29 protein-coding genes, 1 tRNA gene and 1 pseudogene are annotated in these 24412 nt (G+C 65.7%); 16 read left to right on the top strand and 15 right to left on the bottom strand.

Translation table 11 applies throughout. The annotated features are described in order from the left end of the window. The first annotated feature begins 4 nt into the window (after window positions 1–4). Complete coding sequence (locus tag ABIE41_RS07275; RefSeq protein WP_192644268.1) at window positions 5–1006, top strand: esterase-like activity of phytase family protein; 1002 nt, start codon at window positions 5–7, stop codon at window positions 1004–1006. 73 nt (window positions 1007–1079) lie between these two features. On the opposite strand, the gene rpmB is transcribed toward ABIE41_RS07275, so the two are convergent. Continuing rightward, window positions 1080–1367: a 50S ribosomal protein L28 gene (gene rpmB, locus ABIE41_RS07280; protein WP_069056736.1), complete on the bottom strand. Its 288-nt coding sequence runs from the start codon at window positions 1365–1367 to the stop codon at window positions 1080–1082. 276 nt (window positions 1368–1643) lie between these two features. Here rpmB and ABIE41_RS07285 point away from each other — a divergent pair, with 276 nt between their 5' ends. Continuing rightward, window positions 1644–2465: a DUF3108 domain-containing protein gene (locus ABIE41_RS07285; protein ID WP_192644267.1), complete on the top strand. Its 822-nt coding sequence runs from the start codon at window positions 1644–1646 to the stop codon at window positions 2463–2465. Between the two features lie 123 nt (window positions 2466–2588). Here the strand turns inward: ABIE41_RS07285 and ABIE41_RS07290 are convergent, their stop codons facing one another. Further along, complete coding sequence (locus ABIE41_RS07290; protein WP_192644266.1) at window positions 2589–2933, bottom strand: DMT family transporter; 345 nt, start codon at window positions 2931–2933, stop codon at window positions 2589–2591. Next, window positions 2930–4114: a pyridoxal phosphate-dependent aminotransferase gene (locus ABIE41_RS07295; protein WP_192644265.1), complete on the bottom strand. Its 1185-nt coding sequence runs from the start codon at window positions 4112–4114 to the stop codon at window positions 2930–2932. Before ABIE41_RS07295 ends, ABIE41_RS07290 begins: the two co-directional genes overlap by 4 nt. 307 nt (window positions 4115–4421) lie before the next feature. On the opposite strand from ABIE41_RS07295, the gene ABIE41_RS07300 reads away from it, so the two are divergent. The 6 genes from ABIE41_RS07300 to denD all read left to right on the top strand — a co-directional run bounded on the left by ABIE41_RS07300 (window position 4422) and on the right by denD (window position 10130). Continuing rightward, window positions 4422–6260, top strand: a complete 1839-nt coding sequence (locus ABIE41_RS07300) for an IlvD/Edd family dehydratase (RefSeq protein ID WP_192644340.1) — start codon at window positions 4422–4424, stop codon at window positions 6258–6260. A 214-nt stretch (window positions 6261–6474) separates the two neighbouring features. Then, complete coding sequence (locus ABIE41_RS07305) at window positions 6475–7314, top strand: isocitrate lyase/PEP mutase family protein (RefSeq protein WP_192644264.1); 840 nt, start codon at window positions 6475–6477, stop codon at window positions 7312–7314. Further along, on the top strand, window positions 7311–7637 hold the full coding sequence (locus tag ABIE41_RS07310) for a hypothetical protein (RefSeq protein WP_192644263.1): 327 nt from the start codon (window positions 7311–7313) through the stop codon (window positions 7635–7637). The genes ABIE41_RS07305 and ABIE41_RS07310 overlap by 4 nt, the downstream gene beginning before the upstream one ends. After that, entirely contained in the window at window positions 7634–8332 is a 699-nt protein-coding gene (locus ABIE41_RS07315) for a GNAT family N-acetyltransferase (RefSeq protein ID WP_192644262.1), read from the top strand. The genes ABIE41_RS07310 and ABIE41_RS07315 overlap by 4 nt, the downstream gene beginning before the upstream one ends. A gap of 36 nt (window positions 8333–8368) precedes the next feature. Then, window positions 8369–9115: an SDR family oxidoreductase gene (locus ABIE41_RS07320; protein ID WP_192644261.1), complete on the top strand. Its 747-nt coding sequence runs from the start codon at window positions 8369–8371 to the stop codon at window positions 9113–9115. 31 nt (window positions 9116–9146) lie between these two features. Continuing rightward, window positions 9147–10130, top strand: a complete 984-nt coding sequence (denD, locus tag ABIE41_RS07325) for a D-erythronate dehydrogenase (RefSeq protein WP_192644260.1) — start codon at window positions 9147–9149, stop codon at window positions 10128–10130. A 96-nt stretch (window positions 10131–10226) separates the two neighbouring features. Here the strand turns inward: denD and ABIE41_RS07330 are convergent, their stop codons facing one another. The 3 genes from ABIE41_RS07330 to rplU form a co-directional block, all read right to left on the bottom strand. Continuing rightward, window positions 10227–10880, bottom strand: a complete 654-nt coding sequence (locus ABIE41_RS07330; RefSeq protein WP_192644259.1) for a GNAT family N-acetyltransferase — start codon at window positions 10878–10880, stop codon at window positions 10227–10229. 151 nt (window positions 10881–11031) lie between these two features. Next, the gene (rpmA, locus tag ABIE41_RS07335) at window positions 11032–11298 is read right to left on the bottom strand and encodes a 50S ribosomal protein L27 (RefSeq protein ID WP_066723575.1); all 267 of its coding nucleotides are present in this window, start codon (window positions 11296–11298) and stop codon (window positions 11032–11034) included. 100 nt (window positions 11299–11398) lie between these two features. Continuing rightward, complete coding sequence (rplU, locus tag ABIE41_RS07340; RefSeq protein WP_069056726.1) at window positions 11399–12091, bottom strand: 50S ribosomal protein L21; 693 nt, start codon at window positions 12089–12091, stop codon at window positions 11399–11401. Window positions 12092–12431: 340 nt separating this feature from the next. Between rplU and ABIE41_RS07345 the strand changes: the two genes are divergently transcribed. From ABIE41_RS07345 to ABIE41_RS07355, 3 genes and pseudogenes are all read left to right on the top strand, one after another. Continuing rightward, window positions 12432–12521, top strand: a tRNA-Ser gene (locus ABIE41_RS07345). 377 nt (window positions 12522–12898) lie between these two features. Then, a complete protein-coding gene (locus ABIE41_RS07350; RefSeq protein WP_192644258.1) occupies window positions 12899–14131 on the top strand; it encodes a calcium-binding protein in 1233 nt (410 codons plus the stop codon). A gap of 79 nt (window positions 14132–14210) precedes the next feature. Beyond that, window positions 14211–14327 (top strand): annotated as a pseudogene (locus ABIE41_RS07355) (IS481 family transposase); the annotation flags it as partial. 2 nt (window positions 14328–14329) lie between these two features. On the opposite strand, the gene ABIE41_RS07360 reads toward ABIE41_RS07355, so the two are convergent. From ABIE41_RS07360 to ABIE41_RS07385, 6 genes are all read right to left on the bottom strand, one after another. Further along, entirely contained in the window at window positions 14330–14716 is a 387-nt protein-coding gene (locus ABIE41_RS07360) for a hypothetical protein (protein ID WP_192644257.1), read from the bottom strand. 38 nt (window positions 14717–14754) lie between these two features. Then, on the bottom strand, window positions 14755–15006 hold the full coding sequence (locus ABIE41_RS07365) for a hypothetical protein (RefSeq protein WP_192644256.1): 252 nt from the start codon (window positions 15004–15006) through the stop codon (window positions 14755–14757). Window positions 15007–15187: 181 nt separating this feature from the next. Beyond that, a complete protein-coding gene (locus ABIE41_RS07370) occupies window positions 15188–15679 on the bottom strand; it encodes a hypothetical protein (protein ID WP_192644255.1) in 492 nt (163 codons plus the stop codon). Between the two features lie 39 nt (window positions 15680–15718). Next, window positions 15719–16363: a hypothetical protein gene (locus ABIE41_RS07375; RefSeq protein ID WP_192644254.1), complete on the bottom strand. Its 645-nt coding sequence runs from the start codon at window positions 16361–16363 to the stop codon at window positions 15719–15721. A gap of 29 nt (window positions 16364–16392) precedes the next feature. Further along, entirely contained in the window at window positions 16393–16623 is a 231-nt protein-coding gene (locus ABIE41_RS07380; RefSeq protein ID WP_192644253.1) for a hypothetical protein, read from the bottom strand. Between the two features lie 274 nt (window positions 16624–16897). Next, complete coding sequence (locus tag ABIE41_RS07385; RefSeq protein WP_192644252.1) at window positions 16898–17278, bottom strand: hypothetical protein; 381 nt, start codon at window positions 17276–17278, stop codon at window positions 16898–16900. A 59-nt stretch (window positions 17279–17337) separates the two neighbouring features. Here ABIE41_RS07385 and ABIE41_RS07390 point away from each other — a divergent pair, with 59 nt between their 5' ends. The 4 genes from ABIE41_RS07390 to ABIE41_RS07405 all read left to right on the top strand — a co-directional run bounded on the left by ABIE41_RS07390 (window position 17338) and on the right by ABIE41_RS07405 (window position 19065). After that, entirely contained in the window at window positions 17338–17643 is a 306-nt protein-coding gene (locus tag ABIE41_RS07390; protein ID WP_210321028.1) for a helix-turn-helix domain-containing protein, read from the top strand. After that, entirely contained in the window at window positions 17627–18322 is a 696-nt protein-coding gene (locus ABIE41_RS07395) for a hypothetical protein (protein WP_192644251.1), read from the top strand. The genes ABIE41_RS07390 and ABIE41_RS07395 overlap by 17 nt, the downstream gene beginning before the upstream one ends. A gap of 4 nt (window positions 18323–18326) precedes the next feature. Beyond that, window positions 18327–18728, top strand: a complete 402-nt coding sequence (locus ABIE41_RS07400; RefSeq protein WP_192644250.1) for a hypothetical protein — start codon at window positions 18327–18329, stop codon at window positions 18726–18728. Window positions 18729–18840: 112 nt separating this feature from the next. Beyond that, window positions 18841–19065: a hypothetical protein gene (locus tag ABIE41_RS07405; protein WP_354191823.1), complete on the top strand. Its 225-nt coding sequence runs from the start codon at window positions 18841–18843 to the stop codon at window positions 19063–19065. Window positions 19066–19778: 713 nt separating this feature from the next. Here the strand turns inward: ABIE41_RS07405 and ABIE41_RS07410 are convergent. Beyond that, window positions 19779–20309, bottom strand: a complete 531-nt coding sequence (locus tag ABIE41_RS07410) for a hypothetical protein (RefSeq protein WP_192644247.1) — start codon at window positions 20307–20309, stop codon at window positions 19779–19781. 193 nt (window positions 20310–20502) lie between these two features. Here ABIE41_RS07410 and ABIE41_RS07415 point away from each other — a divergent pair, with 193 nt between their 5' ends. Further along, the gene (locus ABIE41_RS07415) at window positions 20503–20841 is read left to right on the top strand and encodes a hypothetical protein (RefSeq protein ID WP_192644246.1); all 339 of its coding nucleotides are present in this window, start codon (window positions 20503–20505) and stop codon (window positions 20839–20841) included. Here the strand turns inward: ABIE41_RS07415 and ABIE41_RS07420 are convergent. Next, window positions 20829–22925 carry a hypothetical protein gene (locus ABIE41_RS07420; RefSeq protein ID WP_192644245.1) on the bottom strand — a complete coding sequence of 699 codons (2097 nt, stop codon included), beginning with the start codon at window positions 22923–22925 and terminating at the stop codon, window positions 20829–20831. The two genes, ABIE41_RS07415 and ABIE41_RS07420, sit on opposite strands and share 13 nt — an antisense overlap. After that, window positions 22925–24400: a hypothetical protein gene (locus ABIE41_RS07425; protein WP_192644244.1), complete on the bottom strand. Its 1476-nt coding sequence runs from the start codon at window positions 24398–24400 to the stop codon at window positions 22925–22927. The genes ABIE41_RS07420 and ABIE41_RS07425 overlap by 1 nt, the downstream gene beginning before the upstream one ends. Between the last annotated feature and the right edge of the window lie 12 nt (window positions 24401–24412).

A 24412-nucleotide genomic window follows, 5' to 3' on the forward strand; every position in this document is an offset into this window, starting at 1 on the left:
CCCGATGCGCCTGACGCGCCGTTCTGCCCTGGCAGGGCTGGGCGCCTGGGCCGCAGCCGGCCCCGCCGCGGCTGCCTCTCCTGATACCGGCCGGATCCCGGTCGCGGTTTCGGCACGGCCGATTGCCGCCTTCGAGCCGCGCAACCCCGAGAAGAGGCGTTTCGGCCAGCTCACCTTCCGCAGCGGGCTGGTGCTCAGCGGCAGCCATCCGCGCTTCGGCGGGCTGTCGGGGCTGTGGCGCGGACCCGGTGGCAGCGATCTCGTCGCCGTCACCGATAACGGCTTCTGGCTGACGGGCACGCTGACCTCGCGCGACGGGCGGCTGACCGGGTTGGAGAGCGCGGAGCTCGCGCCCATCCTCGGCAGCTCAGGGCGGCCCCTGCACCGCTCGCGCTACTACGACACCGAGAGCCTGTGCATCGCCGACGGCGTCGCCTATCTCGGCGTCGAGCGGACGCATGACGTGCTGCGCTTCGATTGGGCAGCGGATGGCGTGATGGCGCGAGCCCGGATCGTGCCGGTGCCGCGCGAGGTCAAGCGCCTGCCGGATAATCGCGGGCTGGAGGCGATCGGCGTGGTGCCGGCGGGCCAGCCACTGGCTGGCGCGATCGTTGCCATCGCCGAGCGCTCGGGGGCGGAGGACGAGCCGACGCTCGGCGTCATCCTCGGTCGCCAGCCCGGGCTGTTTCGGGTGGCCCGGCATGACGGGTTCGACATCACCGACCTCGCCTTCCTGCCCGATGGCGACCTGCTGCTCCTGGAGCGCTGGTACCGGACCTTGCGCGGCGTCGGCATGCGCATCCGGCGTATTCCGGGCGCGAGCCTGAAGCCCGGCGCGCTGCTGGACGGCCCCATCCTGATCTCGGCCGATCTCGGCCAGGAGATCGACAACATGGAGGGGCTGGCGGTGCATCAGGAGGCGGGCCGGACCATCGTGACCCTGATCTCGGACGATAATTTCTCGTTCCTGCAGCGGACGGTCCTGCTGGAATTCGAGCTCGCCTGACGTCGCGAGGGTGCTCCCAACGAAAAAAGCGGCCGTGAGGCCGCTTCCTTCAGAACCGAAAAGGCTCGTCCGCTCAGGCGGTGGCGAGCTTCTTTTCGATGTCACGCTTCAGCGTCAGGGCGCCGGTCGACAGATCGGAGGCCGAGGCCTTGATCAGGAAGGCGTCCAGACCGCCGCGGTGATCGACCGTGCGCAGGGCGTTCGCCGAGACACGCAGGCGCACGGAGCGGCCGAGCGCATCCGACTGCAGCGTGACATTGACGAGGTTGGGCCGGAAGACGGTCTTCGTCTTGCGGTTCGAGTGGCTGACGAGGTGGCCGGTGAGGGTGGCCTTCCCGGTCAGTTCGCAACGGCGCGCCATGGTATCGATCCTTACATCCAACCGGCTGGCTCAAACAAAAATGCCGACACGCGACGTGCCGGACATGAGCACCGGAAGTCAAATTGAAGTCGCGGTTCCATAGCCAAGGCCGGCGGAGCCGTCAAGGAAAACCGCGCGACGGCGGGCGGAAACGGGCAACGGGCAGGCGCGAGGCCCGGCGTGGCATCTGCGCGCTCGCCAAAGCCCGCGAAAAGGGTCACGATTCGGACCGATTCGCAGGGCATGTCGGTGTCCTCGGCCGTCTGGAGGAAGTGGATGAAACCCGCCATCGCATCGTCTCTGGGCGGGTTGATGCTCGCCTTCGCCGTCGCGAGCGTCGCCGCTCCGGCGGCCGGCGCCTCGCTAGATGCTCGCTACGACGTGTCGCTTCTTGGCCTGACGCTGGGTTCCGCCAGCCTCGTCGGCGGAATCGACGGCTCCGGCTACAAGCTCGACCTGACGGCCAAGCTGACCGGGCTGGTCGGCGGCTTCACCGGCGGGCGCGGCTCGGGCGCCGCGAGCGGCAGCCTGAATGGTGCCAAGCTCTCCCCGACGAGCTTCGCGGTCAGCTCGGCGAGCTCCAGCGAAAGCCGCACGGTGCGCATGGCCCTCGACAGCAACACCGTCGCTGCCGTCGAGATCGAGCCGCCGATCGAGGCCAAGCCCGACCGCGTCCCGCTGAACGACGGCCATCGCCGCAACGTGATCGACCCGCTCAGCGCCTTCCTGATGCCCGTCACCGGCAAGGATTTGTCCAACGCCTGCAACCGCACCCTGCAGATCTTCGACGGCGCAGCGCGCTACGACATCAAGCTCAGCCAGGCTGGCACCCGCGAGGTCAAGCTCGAGGGCTATAGCGGCCCGGTGGCGGTCTGCCAGGTGCGCTATGTGCCGATCGCCGGCCACCGCTCGCAGCGGCCCAGCACCAAGTTCATGATCGAGAACCGCGACATCAGCACCTGGCTGGCGCCTGTCGCCGGGACCAATGTCATGGTGCCGGTGCGCGTCTCGGTGAAGACGATGATCGGGACCGCCGTGCTTGAAGCCTCGAGCTTCAAGGTCGATCCGGGTGTGACGGCGAGCACGGCGAGGAATTAAGACGGCGGGCCCGTCATGCTCGGGCTTGACCCGAGCATCTCAGGACGACGAGGCTGCGGGCGTTTCATCCTGCCGGAGATTCTCGGGTCGACGCTTCGCTTCGCCCGAGAATGACGCCCTTGTTCAATGCGCCGTCGATTTCGAGAACAGATTGATCACCAGCACGCCGGCGACGATGAGCGCCATGCCGATGATGGCCGGCAGGTCCAGCTTCTGTCCGAACAGAACCCGCGCGATGATGCTGATCATGACGATGCCGACGCCCGACCAGATGGCGTAGGCGACGCCGACGGGAATCGTCCGCAAGGTCAGGGTCAGGAAGTAGAAGGCGCTCAGGAAGGCGGCGAGCATGATCATCGTCGGCATGGGCCGCGTGAACTCGTTCGACGCCTTCAGCGCCGAGGTGCCGATGACCTCGCTGACGATCGCCGCCGCGAGGTAGAGATAGCTCGCGGCGCCGAAGGTCATGCGGCTTTCGCGCTCTTGAGGAACGTGCCCATGCGCTTCAGCGCGCGCTCGATGTTCTCCAGCGAGTTGGCGTAGGAAAGGCGAATATAACCCTCGCCATGGACGCCGAAATCGGGGCCGCCGATGGTGGCGACGCCGGTCTCCTCGAGCAGGGCAGAGGCGAGCTTCTTGGCCTTCCAGCCGGTCTGCGAGACGTTCGGGAAGGCGTAGAAGGCGCCCTTCGGAACGATGCAGGAGACGCCTGGCAGGGCGTTGAGCCCCTTCACCACCGCCTTCCGGCGCCGGTCGAACTCGGCCAACATCATCGCGACCGCGTCCTGCGGACCGGTCAGCGCGGCAAGGCCGGCCCACTGGGCGGGTGCGTTGACGCAGGAATGCGAGTTCACCGCCAGCTTGCGGGCGTTGTCGTAGAGGGGCTTGGGCCAGATCGACCAGCCCATGCGCCAGCCCGTCATGGCGTAGGTCTTCGACCAGCCGTTGAGCAGGATCAGCCGGTCCCGAATCTCGGGGTAGCTCAGCAGGCAGACATGCTGCTCGCCGTCATAGAGCATCTGGTCGTAGATCTCGTCGGACATGATCGCGACGTCGGGGAATTTGGCCAGCCCGGCGACGAGCTTGTCGACCTCGGCCTTGGGCGTGACGCCGCCGGTCGGGTTGGCCGGCGAGTTGACGATCAGGAGGCGCGTCTTCGGCGTGATCAGCGCGAGCGTTTCCTCGGCCGAGAAGGCGAAGCCGTTCTCCTCGCGGATCGGCACCGGGATCGGCGTCGCGCCGGTGTATTCGATCATCGAGCGGTAGATCGGGAAGCCGGGGTCCGGATAGAGGATCTCTGCGCCGGGCTCGCCGAACATCAGGATCGCCATGAACATGGTGACCTTTCCGCCCGGCACAATCATCACGCTCTCGGGCGAGACCTCGACCTGGAAGCGCTTGTGCAGATCGGCCGCGACCGCCTCGCGCAGCGGCAGGATGCCGTTGGCCGGGGTGTAGCCGTGATGGCCGTCGCGCAGCGCCTTCACGGCGGCTTCGACGATGTGGTCGGGGGTCGGGAAATCGGGCTGGCCGATGCCGAGATTGATGATGTCCTTGCCCTGACGCTGCAATTCGGTGGCGCGCGCCAGCACGGCGAAGGCGTTCTCCTCGCCGATGCGGGCGAAGGCGGGGACGACGTGGAGCGTCATGGCGGGCTTCCTCGGGCTTGGTCGCGCTGCGGCCCGCTTGGGACGGGGCCTTGTCCTCTCTTGCTGTCTCTCTTGGCGCCAAAGCGGTGGCGCTGGCAAGCGTGCGGCGCGTCGCTTCGCGCCAATTGCATGCTGTATGCAGGGCGCGTAAATAGTATGACTATCGTCGGATCGGCTCTTGCCGCGCCGGGGCCGATGGGCATGATGAGCCTGTCTCGAATTGTTGGAAGCAGAGATCGGCAAGCGGCCGCCAGTGTCCGCGCCGTGCGAGAGGAAGACGAGGATGGCCAAGACACCCGAAAGCAACATGCCGCGCGATCAGCGCCCGGTCGCCACCACCAAGAAGAAGGCGCCGCGCCGCATCAAGCCGGAGCAGCTGCGCTCGAAGGCCTGGTTCGACAATCCCGCGAATGCCGACATGACGGCGCTCTATATCGAGCGCACGATGAATTTCGGCCTGTCGCGGGACGAGTTGCAGTCGGGCCGGCCGATCATCGGCATCGCGCAGACCGGCTCGGACATCGCGCCCTGCAACCGCCACCATATCGAGCTCGCCCATCGCGTCCGCGACGGCATCCGCGAGATGGGCGGCGTGCCCTTCGAGTTTCCGATCCATCCGATCCAGGAGACCTGCAAGCGGCCGACCGCCTCGCTCGACCGCAACCTGCAATATCTCAGCCTCGTCGAAATCCTCTACGGCTATCCGCTCGACGGCGTCGTGCTGACGACTGGCTGCGACAAGACCACGCCGGCCCAGATCATGGCGGCCGCGACGGTGGACATCCCCGCCATCGCCTTGCCGGGCGGGCCGATGCTAAACGGCAATTTCCGCGGCGAGCGCACCGGTTCGGGCACGATCGTCTGGAAGGCGCGCCAGATGATGGCCGCCGGCGAGATCGACTACAAAGGCTTCGTCGATCTCGTGGCCTCCTCGGCGCCCTCGGCCGGCCATTGCAACACGATGGGCACGGCCTCGACGATGAATTCGCTGGCCGAGGCGATGGGCATGACCCTGCCGGGCGGCGCCGCCATCCCTGCGCCCTATCGCGACCGCTACGAGATGGCCTATCTGACGGGCAAGCGCATCGTCGACATGGTCTGGGAGAACCTGGTTCCCTCCAAGATTCTAACGCGCGAGGCTTTCGAGAACACCATCGTCATCAATTCGGCGATCGGCGGCTCGACCAATGCGCCGATCCACGTCAACGCCATCGCCAAGCATATCGGCGTGCCGCTCGACAATGAGGACTGGACCAAGATCGGCTACGATGTCCCGCTACTGGTCAACCTGCAGCCCGCCGGCGAGTATCTCGGCGAGGACTATTATCGTGCCGGCGGCGTGCCTGCCGTGGTCGCCGAGCTCGTCGCCAAGGGCAAGATCAAGCCGGCGATTACCGCCAATGGACGCACGCTCGCCGAGAATTGTGAGGGCTTCTTCTCGGTCGATCGTCGCGTGATCAAGACCTATGACGAGCCGATGAAGGCGCAGTCGGGCTTCCTCAACCTGTCCGGCAACCTTTTCGATTCCGCGATCATGAAGACCAGCGTGATCACGCCGGAGTTCCGCAAGCGCTACCTCGAAAATCCCAAGGATCCTAACGCCTTCGAGGGCCGCGCCATCGTCTTCGACGGGCCGGAGGACTACCACCACCGCATCGACGATCCGGCGCTCGCCATCGACGAACACTGCATCCTGTTCATCCGCGGTGTCGGGCCGATCGGCTATCCCGGCGCGGCCGAGGTGGTGAACATGCGGCCGCCGGATTACCTCATCAAGAAGGGCGTCTCGGCGCTCGCCTGCATTGGTGATGGCCGCCAGTCGGGCACCTCGGGCTCGCCCTCGATCCTGAACGCCTCGCCGGAAGCGGCGACGGGTGGCGGGCTGGCCCTGTTGAAGACCGGCGACATGGTGCGCATCGACCTGACCAAGCGCACCGCCGACATCCTGATCTCGGCCGAAGAACTGGCGCAGCGCCGCGCCGCGCTGAAGGCCGCCGGCGGCTACAAATACCCCAAGAGCCAGACGCCCTGGCAGGAGATCCAGCGCAAGATCGTCGGCGAACTCTCCGAGGGCATGGTGCTGAAGCCGGCGGTCAAGTACCAGAAGATCCACAAGAAGTTCGGCGTGCCGCGCGACAATCACTGATTGGGCGCTTCGTCATGCTCGGGCTCGACCCGAGCATCTTCGGCAAGAGGTTCTCGGGTCGGCGCCATGCGCCGCCCGAGAGCGACGCCAACGGGTGCCATTCCACGCACGCATCGGCGCCGATCCCGCTGCGCGTGCCACCGGGGCTGACAAGGCACGCCTTTGCGGACACTATGCGCGTCCTGCTGCCGCAGCGTATCTGAAACGATTTAAAATGGCCTATCCCCCTCAGGTCGATGCCTTTCGCGCGCTCCATGCGTCCGGCTGCTTCGTCATGCCGAACCCGTGGGATCTCGGCTCGGCACGCTGGCTGCGCGGGCAGGGCTTCAAGGCGCTGGCGACGACGAGCGCTGGCTTCGCCTTCACGCAAGGCCGGGCCGACCAGGACGTGCCACGCGACATGATGCTCGCGCACATAGCCGAGATGGTGAAGGCGGTGCCCGACCTGCCGGTGAATGCCGATTTCGAGAACGGCTATGCCGACACGCCCGATGGCGTCGCCGCCAACGTCAAGCTCTGCGTTGCGACCGGCGCCGCCGGGCTGTCGATCGAGGATGCGACGGGGCGCGAGGACGATCCGCTCTATCCGTTCGAGCTCGCGGTGGAGCGCATCCGCGCCGCGCGCAAGGCGATCGACGAAACTGGTTCCGGCGTGGTGCTGACCGCGCGGGCGGAGTGCTTCCTGACCGCTCATCCCCAGGCGCAGGCGGAGTCGGTGCGCCGCCTCGAGGCCTATCGCGAGGCGGGGGCCGACGTGCTCTATGCGCCGGGCGTGCGGAGCGCCGAGCAGATCGCGGCGATCGTCGCCGCAGCAGGCGGCAAGCCTGTCAACGTCGTGGTCTTCGCCGATTTCGGCCTGACCGTCGCCGATTTCGAAGCCCTGGGCGTCCGCCGCCTGTCGACGGGCGCCGCCTCGGCGCGCTCGGCCTGGGCCGGCTTCGTCGAATCGACCCGCCAGATCGTGGAGGGCGGCAGCTTCGCGGGTTTTGCCGGCAATGCGCCCTCGCGGCGTCTCGACCCGTTCTTCCGCGACGATCTGAAGGCGCGCTCATGAGCCGGGCGCTCCTGATCGCGCCGGCCTGGCTTGGGCAGAGCGGCCTCTGGACGCTGGACGCCAAGGGCCGCCGCAGCGCCGTCGACGCCGAGGATATCGGGCTGAGCGAGGATCTGGCGGACCGGCTGGAAGCCTGGATGGACGCGTTCGACGCGATCTATGAAGAGGATGCCGAGGCCCGCTCTCGCTTTCCCAGCGAAGCCGAGCAGCGCGCCTGGGAGGCCGAGGGCCACGCCATCATGGCGGCGGTCGCAGCCGAACTCGGCGCAGGCTGGTCGGTCTCGGCCGATCTCGCGGGCTGGCAGGAGATGACGAAACCATGAGCGACGCGAGCCCAACGGCCGACCGCAATCCGATCCTGAACTGGACGGCGCCGCCCTTTCCGCCCGCACGGGTTCTGGAAGGACGCTATTGCAGGCTCGAGCCGATCGACCCCGCCCGCCATCTCGACGACATCTGGGCTGTGAATGCCGGCCAGGACCACATCTGGGAGTGGATGCCGGCGCATCCGCCACAGACCAAGGAGGCCTATCGCGAACTGCTGGCGATGATGGCGGGCAAGGCCGGCATCGTGCCCTTCGCGATCATCGACAAGGCCGACGGCAAGGCCAAGGGGCATCTCTGGCTGATGGAGATCCGGCCGGAGCAGGGCGTCTTCGAGGTCGGCTACATCACCTATTCGCCGGTGCTGCAGAAGACGCGCGTCGCGACCGAGGCGATCCATCTCTGCGGCGCCTATGGTTTTTCGCTGGGCTATCGTCGTTTCGAGTGGAAGTGCAACAACCTCAACGAGCCCTCCAAGCGGGCGGCTCTGCGCTTTGGCTTCCGCTATGAGGGGCTGTTCCGCCAGCACATGGTGGTCAAGGGCCGCAACCGCGACACCGCCTGGTTCTCGATCCTGGACAGCGAATGGCCGGCGGTCGACGCCGTCTTCGAAGCCTGGCTCGACCCCGGCAATTTCGATGCGGAGGGGCGCCAGAAGGCGCGTCTCGAAAGCTTCCGGGCCGCGCAGGCCTGATTTTACCACCAAGAAACGCGAAGGCGAGGACACCACATGGCAGGACGTTTGAAGGGCAAGGTCGCGGTCGTCACCGCCGCCGGCCAGGGCATCGGGCGCGCGATCGCGGAAGCCTTCGTCGCAGAGGGCGCGACCGTCTGGGCGACCGACAAGGACGTTGCGCTGCTCGAGGGCATTCCCAAGGCGAAGAAGCGCAAGCTCGACGTGCTGTCCAACAAGGCGGTCGAAGCCTTCGCGGCGAAGGTCGGGACGATCGACATCCTCGTCAACGCCGCCGGCTACGTCCATCACGGCACGGTGCTCGACACCGACGACAAGGCCTGGGACTTCTCCTTCGACCTCAACGTCACCTCGATGCACCGCACGATCAAGGCGTTCCTGCCGGGCATGCTGGAGAAGGGCGCGGGTTCGATCGTCAACATCGCTTCGGGCGCGGGCTCCGTGCGTGGCATCCCGAACCGCTACGCCTATGGCACGACCAAGGCTGCGGTGATCGGCCTGACCAAGGCGGTCGCGGCGGACTTCATCAAGAAGGGCATCCGCTCGAACGCGATCTGCCCCGGCACGATCCAGTCCCCTTCGCTCGACCAGCGCATCAAGGATCTGGCGACCTCGACCAAGACCACGGAAGCGGCGGCGCGGCAGGCCTTCATTGACCGCCAGCCGATGGGCCGGCTCGGCACGGCGCAGGAGATCGCCTGGCTGGCCGTCTATCTCGCCTCCGACGAGGCGAGCTACACCACCGGCCAGATCCATCTCGCCGATGGCGGCTTCGCTCTCTGAGCGCAGATAAAAAACGACAGGGAGAAAGCCCATGCATATTCTCGTTCTCGGTGGGGCCGGCATGGCCGGCCGCAAGTTCATCGAGCGTCTCGCCCGTGACGGCGAACTTGGCGGCAAGCCCATCGCGAAGATCACCGCGCAGGATGTCGTCGCTGCGCAGGCGCCCAAGGGCGCGGCCTTCGCCTTCGATGCCATCGTCTCGGATCTCTCGGTGCCGGGCGAAGCGGAGAAGCTGATCGCCTCGCGGCCCGAACTGATCATTCACCTGGCGGCGGTCGTCTCGGGCGAGGCCGAGGCCGATTTCGAGAAGGGCTACAAGATCAATCTCGACGGGACGCGCTTCCTGTTCGAGGCGATCCGCCTGACCGGCGACTGCTACAAGCCGCGTGTCGTCTTCACCTCGTCGGTCGCCGTGTTCGGGGCGCCGTTCCACGACAAGATCGGCGACGAGTTCTTCACGACGCCGCTGACGAGCTACGGCACGCAGAAGGCGATCTGCGAACTGCTGCTCTCGGATTACTCGCGCCGCGGCTTCTTCGATGGGCTCAGCATCCGCTTCCCGACGATCTGCGTCCGGCCGGGAACGCCCAACAAGGCGGCGTCAGGCTTCTTCTCCAACATCATCCGCGAGCCGCTGAACGGCATCGACGCGGTGCTGCCGGTGTCGGACCAGGTGCGCCACTGGCACGCCTCGCCGCGCTCGGCGGTCAACTTCCTGATCCATGCCGCGACCATGGACCTGGCGGCCGTCGGTCCCCGCCGCGCGCTGAACATGCCGGGCTATTCCTGCACGGTGGCGGAGCAGATCGAGGCGTTGCGCAAGGTCGCGGGCGACGGCGTCGTGGCGCGCATCAAGCGCGTCCCCGATCCGGTGATCGACAAGATCGTCGAGGGCTGGCCGCGCAATTTCGACCCGCAGCGCGCGATCGCGCTCGGCTTCAAGGCCGAGTCGAGCTTCGACGAGATCATCCGCATCCATATCGAGGATGAGCTCGGCGGAACGTTCGTGAAGTAGGCAGAACTGGGCGTCATGCTCGGGCTCGACCCGAGCATCTCCGGATTGAGATTCCCGGGTCGGCGCAAGGCGCCGCCCGGGAATGACGTTTGACGCTCACGCCGGGCAGGGTTCGCACGGCGTGTCGAGGGCGACGGAGGGTTCGATCTCCGGCGCATGGGTCCAGCCGCTGCTGCCCCAGGTCTTCAGCGCCGCCCAGGTCGAGCGGTCGAGCCGGTATTGCTCGCAGGGGAAGAGCCCGCCGCGGGCCGGCAGGGACTTCAGGAAGGAACCCTCGGCGCGGAAGCCCGACTTCTCCAGCACGCGCTTGGACGCGGGATTGATGACCCGCGCATCGGCCTCGATCGCCTTGATCTCGCTCAGCGAGAACACGGTGTCGATCAGCGCCTGGGTGGCCTCCGTCGCCAGCCCCTTGCCCCAGTGATTGGTGCCGAGCCAGTAGCCGATGAAGGGCACGCCGGTCGCCTGCCTGTGCGCGCCGATCATGCCGATCAACTCATTGGGCTTCGAGCGCGGCGTGATCGCCAGCACCAGATGCTCACCCAGCGCATTGCCCTTGCGCATGGCGAAGATGAAGGGCTCGACTGCATCCACCGGATAGGGATGCGGGATCGAGGCCGTCATCTCGGCCACGGCTTTCTCCCCCGCCTGACGCAGAATGGCGGAAGCGTCCGCCATGCGCGGCCAGCGCAGCCAGAGACGGCGGGTCTCGAGCCGGAAGACATCGTCGCGGGTCAATTCGGGGAACATCGGGTCACTCCGTCGGCGCAAACGAAAAAGGGAGCTGGGATTTGGTCCCACCTCCCTTTCGCTGACCTTGGGTGACCCTGTAGAGGGCTGGACCCCTGATCCGTTCCGGTTCGATGGAACCGGCGGATCGGAGAAATCCCTATCCGCCGTCTTACTCTGCGGCCTCTTGGGCCGGGACTACGTTCACGAAAGCTCGGCCGAGTTTCGTCGTGAATCGGACGCGGCCGGCCGTGGTCGCAAAGAGGGTATGGTCTTTGCCCATGCCGACATTGACGCCGGCATGCCAACGGGTGCCGCGCTGGCGGATGATGATGTTGCCCGGAATGACGGCCTGGTCGCCGAACTTCTTCACGCCGAGGCGCTTGCTTTCGGAGTCGCGACCGTTGCGGGACGAGCCGCCTGCCTTTTTGTGAGCCATAACGCCCTACCTCAAAACTGATGTGGTCTCTCTAACCCGAATCGGCGGCAAAAGCCAGCCGGTTCGGGCGGGGAAGCGAAGACGGGACTGACGGGAGGCGTCAGTAGTCCTCGCCGGAAGCCAGCTCGGCCTGGTCGGCCTTGGCCCGCGGGGGCTTGCCGGCCAGGAGTTCCTTGGCCTGCACGACCCACTCCTCGCGGGTGGCGCGGCCGCGGAGCTTGAGCTCCTCGTCCCACTTGGCGACGTCGGCCTCGGTCCAGGCGGCGATGTCGTTCCAGGAGGTGATGCCGGCGGCGCGCAGCTTCTTCTCGATGGTCGGGCCGACGCCCGAGATCAGCGAGAGGTTGGAGGCGTCCAGCGCACCGGCCTCGGCCTTGGCGGCCTTGGGAGCCTTCGCGGCGGGCTTGGCCTTGGCCTCGGCAGCGCCGGCCTGAAGCGCGACGGCCGAAGCCTCGCCCTTCTTCATCTCCGGCTTCTTGCCGCCGGTGAGAATGTCGGTGATGCGGATGACCGTCAGCTCGGCGCGGAAGCCACGCTTGCGCTTCGAATTCTGGCGGCGACGCTTCTTGAAGGCGATGACCTTGTCGCCGCGAGCCTGCTCGACGATCTCGGCGGCAACCGTGATCTCGGAGAGGGCCTTGGCGTCGAGCGTGGTCTTCTCGCCGTCGGTGAGCATCAGCACGGTGTCGAAGGCGACGGTGTCGCCCGGGTTGCCTTCGATCTTGGCGGTGGTGATGCGATCGTTGGCGGTCACGCGGAACTGTTTTCCGCCGGTCTTGATGACTGCGAACATTTTATCCTCCATGTTCGGCCCCGCCCTGTCACGGCCTTGACGAGGCGCATGCGGGACGGCTTTTTGGCAGTCGTTACGGGTCAGGGTTCGCTCTTGCCGGCCTCAGGCTCGCGCGTGGCGAAACCAAGGGGCCAAAAGAGATCGGGCGCGGGTTTCCCCACGCCGGACGAGGCTCGATAGTCGCTGGGGTCGCAGAGGTCAAGCGAAAGCGTCACCTGACGTGCCGAATGCGACGCCTCGGCGACAGCGCGGGACAGAAAGCGGCCGGCGCGCGAGCGAAGGCTTGTTTTGGCCGAACACCGCGTGTAGTAACCCGCCTGCTTCGACCGAAGGCGACCGCGGACAGGTGGCAGAGTGGTTGAATGCACCGCACTCGAAATGCGGCATACCCGCAAGGGTATCGGGGGTTCAAATCCCTCCCTGTCCGCCACTTCCTCACCGCAAGTACCTGTAATTGAACGGTATTTTGCGGCTGATACCGATGTTACCCCAACTTTTGCCCCAACGCCTGCGCGGGATGCTGGTCACTTTGGCATGCCGATCAGCTTCCTTGCCGCCTTCGACGCTCCCACAGGGCTTTCTGTCGCTCGTCAGCGCGATCCGCGTTTGAGGCTTTCAGGAAGGCCGTCCGAGCGAGCGTTTTGATCTCAGGCCGGCAGAGCTCCAGCATGGCCTACAGCAGCTTTTCTGTTCAACGAAATTGCCCTCGCGGGCCTTCAACAATTTGGTCAACCTAAGCAATACGGATAAATGCGCTTGCGGCTCCACGACCCCATGGATTAGCTTCTAACAAAGGGAGAGTGTGTCATGACGCAGCTCAATGCGACGACTTTTGTTGGAGTGGCCAGCAGAAATGAGTATTTTACGTTCTTTGATGCGTCATATGTTGATGCTGGGGCTGGAAACGATGGGGTCGTTGGCTCGTTTCTCTCAGATTACATCATGGGCGGCGCCGGGGACGATATCATCCAGGGGAACACTGGCAATGATGTAATCATAGGAGATTTTGCATCTGACGTGAATTCATCAGTTGGTGGCAACGATTTCATCGATGCTGGAATAGGAAGCGATACTGTATTTGGCGGGGGCGGCGACGATTTCATATTCGGCAGCGTTCCGGATGGCTTCAATACGACTGATCCAGATGACGATTACTTGGATGGCGGCGCTGGAAACGATGTTATATGGGGCGGGAGAGGGTCCGATACTATCATCGGAGGTGACGGCGATGATACCCTTTTTGGCAGCACGAGGACTTTTGGCGGCTCCGTCACCCTAACAGTGACATTGACGCATAACGGTACAACAGACGCCGTGGAATCTCGCAACTTTATCGGGTTCGTTCCCATCACCGGAGATGACGGCGCTGCCGACAGTCTTGATGGCGGAAACGGAAATGATTTTCTCGCCGGGGGTTCAGGCAACGATACACTGCGAGGTGGGAATGACCAGGACCAGCTTGATGGCAGTGCCGGCGCCGATCTGCTTGATGGAGGCCAAGGTTTCGACTTCGCCCGCTACGATGGCTCTTTGCTAGGTGTCGTCGTTCGACTTGACTCGGGAGTTGGCCTGAACGGCGATGCGCAAGGCGATAGTCTCATTGGCATTGAGGGCCTGATAGGATCCGCACAGCAAGATTTTCTGATTGGTGACGCCCAAAGCAACGCTCTGGTCGGCCAAAGTGGCGACGACTGGCTATTCGGACAAGGTGGCGGCGACGAACTTCGCGGCGGCATCGGCTCGGATCAACTGATCGGCGGGACTGGCGCGGACCAGTTGTACGGAGATACCGGCAACGACCAGTTCTGGACGCTCGCGGCCGATTTCCAGGCAGGGGTCTGGGACGTGATCTACGACTTCGGCGAGGCGGCCGACAATTTCGACTATCTCCGTTTCGAAGGCGTCAGCGCCTCGCAGCTCATCATCGGTGACAACGGCGGCCATGCCGTCATCACGACCAGCGCGCTGAACTACTCGGGCGGCATCATCATTCTGAATTTCTCGGGTGTTCAGACGCTTGATCAGCTGATCTTCGCCTGATCAAATCGCGTACTAGGTGTGTAGTCCTCTGGATTGATGGTGCATCGCCGATCCTGAATCGTCAGGATGAGGGGGCCCTATGGCAAGCGTTCTTCACGGCAGCGCCCGCACGACGCCGTGTTCGAGCCGAGTTCCAAGCGTCGAAGAAAGCGCCCGGCCCCTTGCCGCCCGCTGCGGCTTGAACCCCAAGACGGTGGGCTAGTGCCGCTTTGACGCAAGGCTGATTGCCAGCGCCGCGACCACGGTCACCGGCTCATTCGATTGGACAGCGTGACCGATCAAGGCGCTCGCCTGCGCGTCGCGCTCGTCATTGGTCGCCGGGCGCCGCTCGCGCAACTCAGCGATGCAGCGGTCGCCGCCTTCGATCATGGCAAGGGCCATCCCCTCCAGCCATTCGCCGGCCGGGGTCTGGCCGGCCTCGCAGAAGCCGCCGAACTCTGGCGCGGCCAGCATGTCGATTGCCAGTTGTCCAAGTGTGCGGCTGGCGCTGGCGCACGCGGCCAACTGCGCGACCGTCATGCGGGGGAGGGCGTCGGCGATCCGCGAGGGCTGCAAGATGCCGTCGATGAATTGAAGCTGCGTCATGGTTTCGGCCTCCAGGCCGGGGGCTGGGTTCGGTTTCATCAGAGCGGGGCGAGGGCTTCCGACAGGCCGCCCCAATCGGCGATGCCGTTGTCGCTGGGCTCGCCCTCATCGCCGAGCAGATCGAGGGGGAAGCCGGCGCCGTGGGTTTCGCTTGCGGTCTGTTCCCGGTCGGCGTCGCCGTCCAATTCGTCCAGGGCGTCGATCAGCGCGGCAATGACGGCCTCAATCCGGCGCCGGGCGTGAAAGTTGATCGAGGGCGAATGCGCGAGCCGGCGATTGGATGCCCGCACCAGGGCGAGGCGGCCCCCACTGCGGCCAGCAAGGCCGGGTTGGGGCGCGGGGTGGCGTCATAGGCGAGGGACATGGCGCGGGCCTCCTATGGGGTCCAGAACGCGAGGAACGGGTTGAAGCGGAAGGCGAGCGCGATGGCCGAAACCGTCGCGGCCAGAAAGAGCGCGCGGCGAAGGGCGTTCACGCCGCCAGCCCATCCACTAGGTCGAGGAAGTCCAGCACTGCGATTTGCGGGCAATCGAGATTGCACCGGTCCTGCGCCAGCAGAGACGGTGCGAAGCCGTCGAAGCGGGCGACGTTCGCATGAGCTGCAAGCCCTGCGAACGTGGTTGGCCTAATGGCGCGGATTTGCGCGGCGATAGCGTCGCACACGTCTAACCGCCTCTCGTTCTCCGCAGAGGCGGGGGCAGCGGGGCTCGCGTTATAGGCCGTCCAGAACTCGGTGAGATGCGTATCGCCTGCGCCTTGAGGAAATTTAAGCGCCCACTCGGCCATTATTTCGCGCTCTGCGGCTTGCCAGACGCCATTGGCATGCCGGAACGCGGCGAAGGCGGTGGCGAACTCCTGACCTAGCCGGATCAGCTCGGCATCAGGCGACGGGCTGGCCGTGACAGCGGCGGGGATCAGAGCGGCGGCTGCGGCCGAGGCCAGCACATTGCGGCGGGTGGTCATCGGGCTTTCTCCTGTGGGTGACTGATTGAGGGGGCTCTGTCAGGCGGCCAACAGGAGCGAGCGGCAGGCGGTCGCCAGCGAGGCGAGGGCAGCCGAGGCGTCTTCACGGTCGCTGATGAATTCCGGCGCGTTGGCCTCCAGATCGGCCACCAGATCCGCCAAGGCGCGCAGGCCGGCGACGGTGGCGGGAACCGTGGCAAGCGCCACGTCGCGGCATCGGCTGGCCTCACGGCTGGCCGTCTCCTGCCGTTCCTCCAGCGCGTCGGCATTGACGCGGCAGCGGATCATTTCGACGCGCTCGCGCTCGGCCTCCAGACGGTCGCGCAGCCCCTTGGTCGTGCGGGCCTCGGCCTCGGCATCCCACGCCACGCCGCGCGCGTCGCAGAGCTTGCGCAGCTCGCGCATGTAGTCGGTGATTTCGTCGTGGGTCTGGAGCGCGATTTCCCGATCCGCCACGGGAACGCGGATCGTGGCGAAGGGGAAAGCGCCCTCGGCCTGCAAGGCGCGGTCAGCAGCCTCGCAGGCGTCTAGCGTGGCCTGCCAATCGGCGCGGGCCTGCCGGAAGGCGGCGATGGCCGAGAACACGGCATCGGAGGCCGCAGGGATGACGGGGGAGGCGATGGCGACGGGCGCGGCGACAGCGGCGGCCGAGGAAGCGAGGAAGGCGCGGCGGGGCATGGTCATGGCGTGTTCCTTTGGTTGGGGAGGGGAAGTCAGAGGGCGGCCAGCGCGGCGCGAAGCCACCTCATGACGCGAAGGCAGAGATTGCGGCGGGGCTGGTCGCGAAGGGCGTTCGCAGCGCCGAGGGCGAGCGCGACGCAAGCCATGGTGCGGCGCAGGACTGGGGCGCGGTTGGCCGGCGTCTCATAGAGGCGGGCGAGGGCCAGATCCTCGCGGGCGGCCTCTATCCAATAGACGAAGGCTTGCATGGGGGCGGGGTTCATCGGTTGCGCTCCAGACGGGGAGAGGTTGTCAGGCGGCGACGGCCTGGGGTGGCCTTGGCGGGCCGGCGCGCGAGGCGGGCGCAGGCTCCCATTTCGTCCGCGTATTCAATGCAAGCCTCGCAGATGGCGCGGCGGGCATGGGGGACGCTGACAATGCGCCCCGTCCAAAATTCATCGGTGCGCTCGGCCTCCAGACAGAAGCCACAATGGGCGCCGGCAAGCCGCGTCGCGACGCGCTGCGTGGGGGGAGGGGGGAAGCGCCAAAAGGTCATTGTCAGGCGGCCACGGTGGCGAGAGCTGCGCGCAGATCGGCGATGCGGTCGCCGTTGAAATGCTGGCGATAGTTCTCGGCCTCGATCTCCTGCCGGATGGCCTCGGCGGTGCCGTAGGAGGCGGCCAGCGCGACCGCAGCGGCAGCGCGCGCGGCAAGGTCGCGGCGCACGGCGGCGTCACGTTCGGCGCGGCGCATCAGGTCTGCGGCCTCGGCTTTGGCGGCCTGCCACGCCTTGCGCAGCCAGTGCGAAAGCTGCCGATGGCGCGCGGCGATGGTGCGGCACATGGCGAAGGCGAAACGGCCCTCGGAATAGGCGCGGCGCGTGATGGCGGCCCGGTCGAAAGTCACGCGGCCTGCGGAAAAGATGGCGAGGGCGGTCATTCGGGCGTCCTTGATGGGTGGAACTTGGTTCGTGATGTGCTAGACATAACGAGATTGACTTGTTACGTCAAGCGTCACGCATCAAGGATTATGCGCAGGACATGAAAACTGCAGGAATGGTGAAGGCCGGGCGCGAGCTGGCCGGTTGGTCACAGGCTGATTTGGCGCAACGGTCGGGGCTCTCGGTCCCGACGATTCAGCGCATGGAGAATCCCACCTTCGGGCCGCTGCGAAGCTCGGGGCTCAATCTGGAGAAGCTGCGGGCCGCGTTCGCGGCAGGCGGCGTCACGTTCACCAGCGCCGATGGACGCGACTGCGTGTGCTTCGCCAATATTGCAGGTAAAGCAGATGACGGCGCAGATTGATTGCCGACCGCGCCTTGATGCGGCAGCGGCGGCCATGGATGCGGTTGCGCGCCTAGCCCTTGCCGAGAGCAACCCGTTTTTTGTCTTGGATGACCTAGTACCTTGCAGGGGCAATAGGGCCGAGATGGAACACCACTGGGACACAACCCCAGTGCACGAGGCGGGCCATGCTGTCGCTCACGTCCTATCGGGCCGGCTGGTCAAGTCAGTCTCGATCGAAGCGTTCCCCGCCGGCAAAACGCTGGGCATGTGCCTGGTAGACGGCCCCAGAAAGATTGCCGCCGACGCCCTTCTGGCTCTTCTCGGGGGTGCAAAATTCTGCCGCGCTGTGGTCGCCTCATATGCAGGCCCCGTGGCAGAGCTTAGATATAACCCGGCGCGAGTGTTCAGCGGAATGCGGGGGGATGCCTCCAGTATTGAGGGCATGTGCAAGGCATACGAGGCACTGGATTGCGGCGATAGCTATGAGCTGCAAACCGCTGCATGGCAGAAAGCTTGCCGCATGTTCCAGTCAGATGCCGTGTGGGCGGCGACGCTGGAGATTGCCGGCCGCCTGAAAGCTTCTCACGGTTTACGGCCTCGGATCTCGGGCAAAGTCGTGCACTCGATTGTGGCCCGGCATCTGCCTGACGGCTGGGGCTGGTCTGGTGAGTTTTCCCAGGCGGCATGGGAGGGTTAGCGTCATGATGCGGCGCATGTTTGCCGGGGCAGCCGCAGGATTCTTTAGCATCGTGGCGCATACCGACGCCTCGGCATCAGGGCAGGTTTTTCGGTGTGTGATGAAAGAAACCCGCCATATCAGCGCTGATGGCCTCCAGGCGACCTACCCGAAAGACATTTACGCGGGCGATGTGATTATCGCCGACACAACTACGGGCCTTGTCCGCATGTTCGGCACCCAGCGCTATTTCAACATCACCCAACGCGCCGGTAGCGGAAATGGGTGGATATTGACGCGGGTCGAGGAAGGCTCCGGCTCTACATCCGTCACACTGTTCGCGATCAAGACTTATGAAAAAACGGTCCCGTTTATGTTTACTGGCGGGATGCTCGTTCACTCGGGTCGGTGCGAGGTCATCGGTTAAAATGAAAGGCTGGTGCCTTGGTTAAACAAGGCCGTGGCTTTCTCCCCGAGAATGGCGGCGGCGCGGGTTTGCGGTTGGCCAAGCGCCGGGACGGATCGAGCGAGAAACACTGATGCCCCGAACGCGCGCCAAGGTAACGCAATCGGATATCGCGCGGGCGTTGAGAGCAGTCGCGCAGGCCAAGGTTCAGGCCACCATCGAGATCGACCCCAGCGGCACGATAAGGATCAAATTGGGGCCGCCGGATACGGCCAGTGCCAAAGTCGAACCGAACGAATGGGATGAGGTTGTTGTTGTGACAGCTGGCCGCCAGAAAGCGTGCAAATGCCGCGCATAACCGAACACAACCCAGCGAATCGCCGCCCCGCGTATCTCACGAAGGCAGGGCTGGCCTTTGAGCTGAGCATCAGCGAAACGACGGTTGATGAGATGGTGCGCCGAGGCGTCATCCCCCGGCCGATTCGGCTGTCGTCAGGCTGCGTCCGCTGGCGCTGGGAGACGGTGGACATGGCGCTTGCGTCCGTGGGTGACGCGAAAGATGATGCCGCTTCCGACATCAGCGCGCGGGTGCGACTTGCCATTGAAGCGGTGAAGGATAGGGGGCGGGGCCGAACCAAGTAGAGCCCGCTTGGGCAGCAGGCGAGAGAAAGCATGAAGCGCGGAAAGGTCACTCCCGTTTTCGTTTCGCGCCAGACGGCGGCCAGGCCGCTGGCGTCCTGCGTAAGATATGGCCCGCCGTGATGGCATCTAAGGGCGTGCCGTCCCCCATATCGCAGGCTAGAATAACTGCTGGCACCGCCAAGGTTTTCGGGAACTGACTTGTCTAGGCTTTTGCGGTGGCGGGGCGATTCATGCTGGACCTATGAACCGCCCCGCCGAGGGCTGCGCCTTGCACTCGCGCCCCCATCTACAAACTGTGGCGGGGCGCCTCTCCAGGCGACGCCCCGCCTTTGGGGCTGCAACCGTTCCGTTCCGGCCGCCTCCCCAAACTCAACCCGCCCCTATTTGCGCGCGCGCCTTTTAGGGCTCAAGAAACCCGCCTCGGCCCTTTTAAGGGCTGACATAATCTCGCCGGTCGATCCGCCGTTGAAGCTGCGCCAGAGCCTCGCGCATTCCCGCCTGGCTGCGCAGCTCATAGGCCAACGCTCGCGCCCGGCGCCGCTGGTAAGTCGTCCAGTGCATCCCCTTGGGTTTCGGGGGGAAGGGCTGCGCAAGGCTGGGGGAGCCGCCGAGCTGCTGCCGGATGCGTGAGGCCATGGTGACGGGCCGATAACGGGCATCTTCGCGCTGGGACGGATAGGCCAGCCGCTTGCACTCGCGACAGGCGAAGCGCGAGCCGCCCGGCTGGGGCGAGCCATAGACCAAGGCCGCCCGGTTGCCGCAGCCGCAGCGAAACCATGGACGCGAGCCGCCAAGGTGCACGGGGGTTTCCGTGATGCCGAGCCATTGCCGGCGCCCGTGGATTGTCAGCCAAACGCCGTCATCGCTGGCCGCGACCGTCACAACGCCCCTCGGCCGCCCGTGGTGGGTTTCCCGCACGGTCGAAATACGGCCCGGCGTCAAAAGGCCCTCGCGTTTCATCCACCGCACGTCCAGGCGAACGAAGCTGCCGGGAGTTGGCCTAGCCATTGCGGCGTTCCGAAATGAATTGGCAAATTGGCGATTTAATCAAAACGCGAGCGGATGCATCCCGATTCAGACGCGCAATCCGAACATGGCCGGGGGCTTGGCTTTCCGGCCCGCTTATCGCCATATCTGAGTAATGCAGTCGGACATGCCCCCGCCGCGTAACTGGACCTATGCGATAACGGTTGCCGTACTGACGGCCGCCTTGATGACCATTTGGGGCATCGTCATTCGGCCGTTCACTGACGGGTTTTCCAATTGGCTTGCCGTCAGCATCGGACCCGGATGGGCGCTTGCTGCCATTCTGGGATTTTTTGGCGCCTTGGGCCTTTATGGTTGGTGGCCTCACGCCGATGCCCCCCCGCCGCTGGTCATCCGCAAGCCCCTGTGGTGGCGGGTTGCGACGTGGGTTTTTCTCGGTATCCCCGCCGTTGGCCTGGTCGTCGGAATGGGAACGTTCATCGCTTACCAGCTTTATCGGAACTGAAGCGATTTCGGCGCCTGCCGACTCGCCCGCTCGCCCTCGGATGCCATGAGGATCTGCGCCAAGGTGCGCGCCCTCTCGCCAGCCTTGATCGCCCGCTCGCCCCCCCGCGCGTTCTTCGCTAGGGCGTCGATCAAAACCGTCGTCCGGGGATCGGCCGGGCTGGTCAGGAGCCGCGCCAACTCTTTGTTGCGGTCGATGTCGGCCGCGCGCATCACGGAATTATTGGCCGCCCTGAGGCCCCGAGCGCCCATCGCCATCGCCGCACCGGGGACGCCGCCGGCAGCTCCCGCGACAACCGTCCCAACATCAGGACCGGAACCCTGCGTGCCGCGCGGGGCAACCTCTCCCGCTGCCGCCGTGCGCTGCGCCGTCTGTGAGTTTTCGACCACCTTGCGATAGGCGTCTCGGAAAGCGGCTTCGCGATCGACCGCATTGAAAACGCGGGTTGCCTCGGCCTCGCCAAACAATTGCGAAAGCTTTGCCCGGTTCCAATCGCCCTCGCCCTTGACGGCCTGCCGCAGCGCCTCGAGGTCGTTCGCGCGGGTTCCCACCAGCCGATCAATCTCGGCCCGCGTTCCCTGCCGCATCCGATAGGCCGAGGCCGAGGGTCCAACCAACTCGCCCTCAGGCGTCACGCCGCGGGCGATTTCGTCGGCCAGCTCAACCGGGCGCAGGGCCGTCTTGCCGCCGTCGAGAACCTGAGAACCGCGCTGCAAGCCTTCCGACTGCCGCGCCAACTCCTGGAAGCGAGCATCCACCTCTTTGATGCCGGGGACTGCGGCGCGCAATTCATCGTCAACCGCCTGCCGCACAAAGCCGAGCTGGCCGAGAACCTTGCTGTTCGCCTCGCCCTGCATGAGCCCGTCGATCGCCTGCCGGGTTTCGAACAGGGCGCGCGGGTTAGGGTCCAGGTCACGGGAGCCGGGGATATTGAGGTACCCCCGTGCCCTCGCCACGCCCTCACGGGCCGGGCCGCGCAGATCCACCAGCATCGTATCGAGCGCGTTGGCGAGGCGGCTCGTATCAACCGCGCGGGCATCACGGAAAGCCGGTTCATAGGCTTCCGAGACTTGCCGACGCGAAGCCGCAAGGGCGCCTTCCACCTGAGTGGGAACGGGGGACGGGCCGAGCGCGCTTTCCAGCTCTGACGCCAAGCGCCGGTTCGTTCCCTGATTTCGTGCGACCAACGGGGCCGTGACCAGCTCGCGCGTGTCAGGCAGAACCGCCAAGCCCTGCGCCCGGCCCATGGTCGAGGGCGAGGCATCCATGAGCATGGCATCCGGCCCCAACTCGTTAAGCCGCTGCCGGATCGCGGCCGGGCCGCCTGAATTGGCGATATCGTCTGCGAGCATGGTTGCAGCCTGCCGAGACACGCCGTGGACGCCCGGCCGCAAGGCTTGGGTGGCCGTGGTCACGCCAGCCCCAACAGCCTGCCCCAGCGCAGGCCCGGCCGCTCCGAATCCTCCGCCCCAAACCGCGCCGTTTCCAGCACCGCGCAGCCTTTCGTCAACGGTGCCGCCAGTCCCCGCCCCGCCCTGAATGGCGCCAATAGCCGCTCCAGAGCCCGCTGAGGCCATTGAGCGCGTGGCAAGGTTCTTTCCAACCAAACCAAGTGCTCTCGCCCCCAGCGCGGTTGTGCCGGCCACTGCAAGGCCGGGAATGACGCCTAGAACCTCGCCTGCGGCATAGGTCCAGGGGTGTTCCTCTTTCGCGCGCCGGTTGTTGGCCTGTGCCTCGGCGAGCTGGCGCTCAAATTCAGGGCCAAAGTCTTGGCCGCGCGCTTTGGCAAGGGCTCCCGCCCCCGCTGCATAGATCTCGTCTCCCATGCCGAGCGTGGCGCCCTGGCCGCCGCCGCGGGCGAAGCTTTCCAGCATACCGGGGCGCGAAGGGGCCGCAGGAGCGGGCGCGGGTTGCGCCTGTTCCAGCATCCGCGCGATTTCCTCAGTCGAAAGGGACCGCAGATCGAGCGCGGGCGCCGCAGCCTGAGGGCTGGCGCCTGCCGCAGACACGGGCGAGCCGGCCCCCTCGGCTTGCGCAAGCAACCGCTGGATTTCCTCAGTCGGGAGGCTGGAAATGTCGGCCATCAGTATTGCCCGCCCATCGGATCGACAAAGCGGGGCTGCTGTTCAGCCTGCGCCGCAGCGGCTTCCTGTTGACGCCGCAGCATCTCGGCCTGAAGCATTTCGCGCGTGACGCCTTCCGGCAGGCCCATGGCCGGCGCAGCCGCCGGAGCCGGGGCTGGCCCCGCTTGCTGGCCGAGCCGGTCGGGGGCAGGCTGGCCGGCGCGGGCCGCTTCAATGTCCTGCTGCAAGGTGGCTGGAACCGGCGGCCCTTGGACGCCATAGCGTTCAAACTCGCCAAAGTCGGGGATGACATCGGCCGGGTTCATCCGGTTGCGTTCAACGATGCCCCGGAACTGCTGCGCATCCTGGTCGAACATCTGCTTATAGGCGGTCATGCGCCCATAAGCCTCCTGCATCAGCGCCGTGCGGGCTTCCGGCCGCAAGCGGCCTTCGCCCTGAATCGAGCGGATCATGCCGTTGAGACGGTCGCCGAGACCCTGCGTATCGTTCGCGAGAACGATTTCGCCCTCTCGGACAACTGAACCGGGATCCATAATCTTGCCGAGGCCATAGACCAGATTCAGGTCTGCCGCCTTGGTATCGCGGCCGGCAGCCTCAGACATCGCGCGATAGATCGGTGCGGCCTGCGAAACATTCTTGTAGCTCGGAAGGCTTTGAACCTCTTTGCGGAGGGCCGAAACGTCATCGCCCTTGGGGGGCAACTGAGCTGCCGTCTGGCTTTTCGACCATTCCTCGAAATAGGTCTTCGGATCGACGCCTGGGGGCGGAAGGGGCGCGTTGGCGGGATAGCCGCTGGCCGTAAACTGAGCGCGGCGCGGGGCTTCGTTGGCCGCGCCGCCCTGCGGCGCCGGGAGCCGCTCCCCAACGGCTGGCGGCCCGGCGGGGACGGGGGACGGTCCAGAGCCGATAGGAGCGGGCGAGGCCGCGGCTGGGCCAATAGGGGGCGCGCCATTGACCGCAGCGCCGCTCACGGGTCCGCCATTGGCAGGCGAAACGGTCCCCCGGCTCGTGTTGATGAAACCATACTGCGGCCGGCCCATGATATCCTGGCCGGTGACACCGAAGCTCTTTTCGTCGGGCTTCAACGCACGTTCCGACATTTGCTTGAGGATGGTCCCCCCAAGCTCGGGATTCGTGAGGTAAATGCCCATGAGCTGCGGAATCTGGTCATCCCGCAGGCCGAGCGATTTCGCATACTCGCCGAGGGCTTTGGCGCCGGCCTTCTGCTGGTCGGCTTTCTGGCGCTCGCTTTCGCCTTCCATGAACCCGCCGAGGGCGCCGGTCAGCAATTTCGCGTAGCCATGAGCTTTCGAATAGACCGGCTCGGGCGCGGAGGCCGCGCGCATCAGCGCCGCTCCCGTGCCGCTCCCAGATCCAACCTGCGCCTTTTTGCGGGCGGCCATGGCCTGCAACAGCGATGCGTCGGGCGAGCCGTCAGGGTTGAGCCCGGTAGACTGCGGAACGAAGTTAATCACAGCGGAGGCTCC

Source organism: Bosea sp. OAE506 (assembly GCF_040546595.1).
In the GTDB taxonomy this organism is placed as follows: Bacteria; Pseudomonadota; Alphaproteobacteria; order Rhizobiales; family Beijerinckiaceae; genus Allobosea.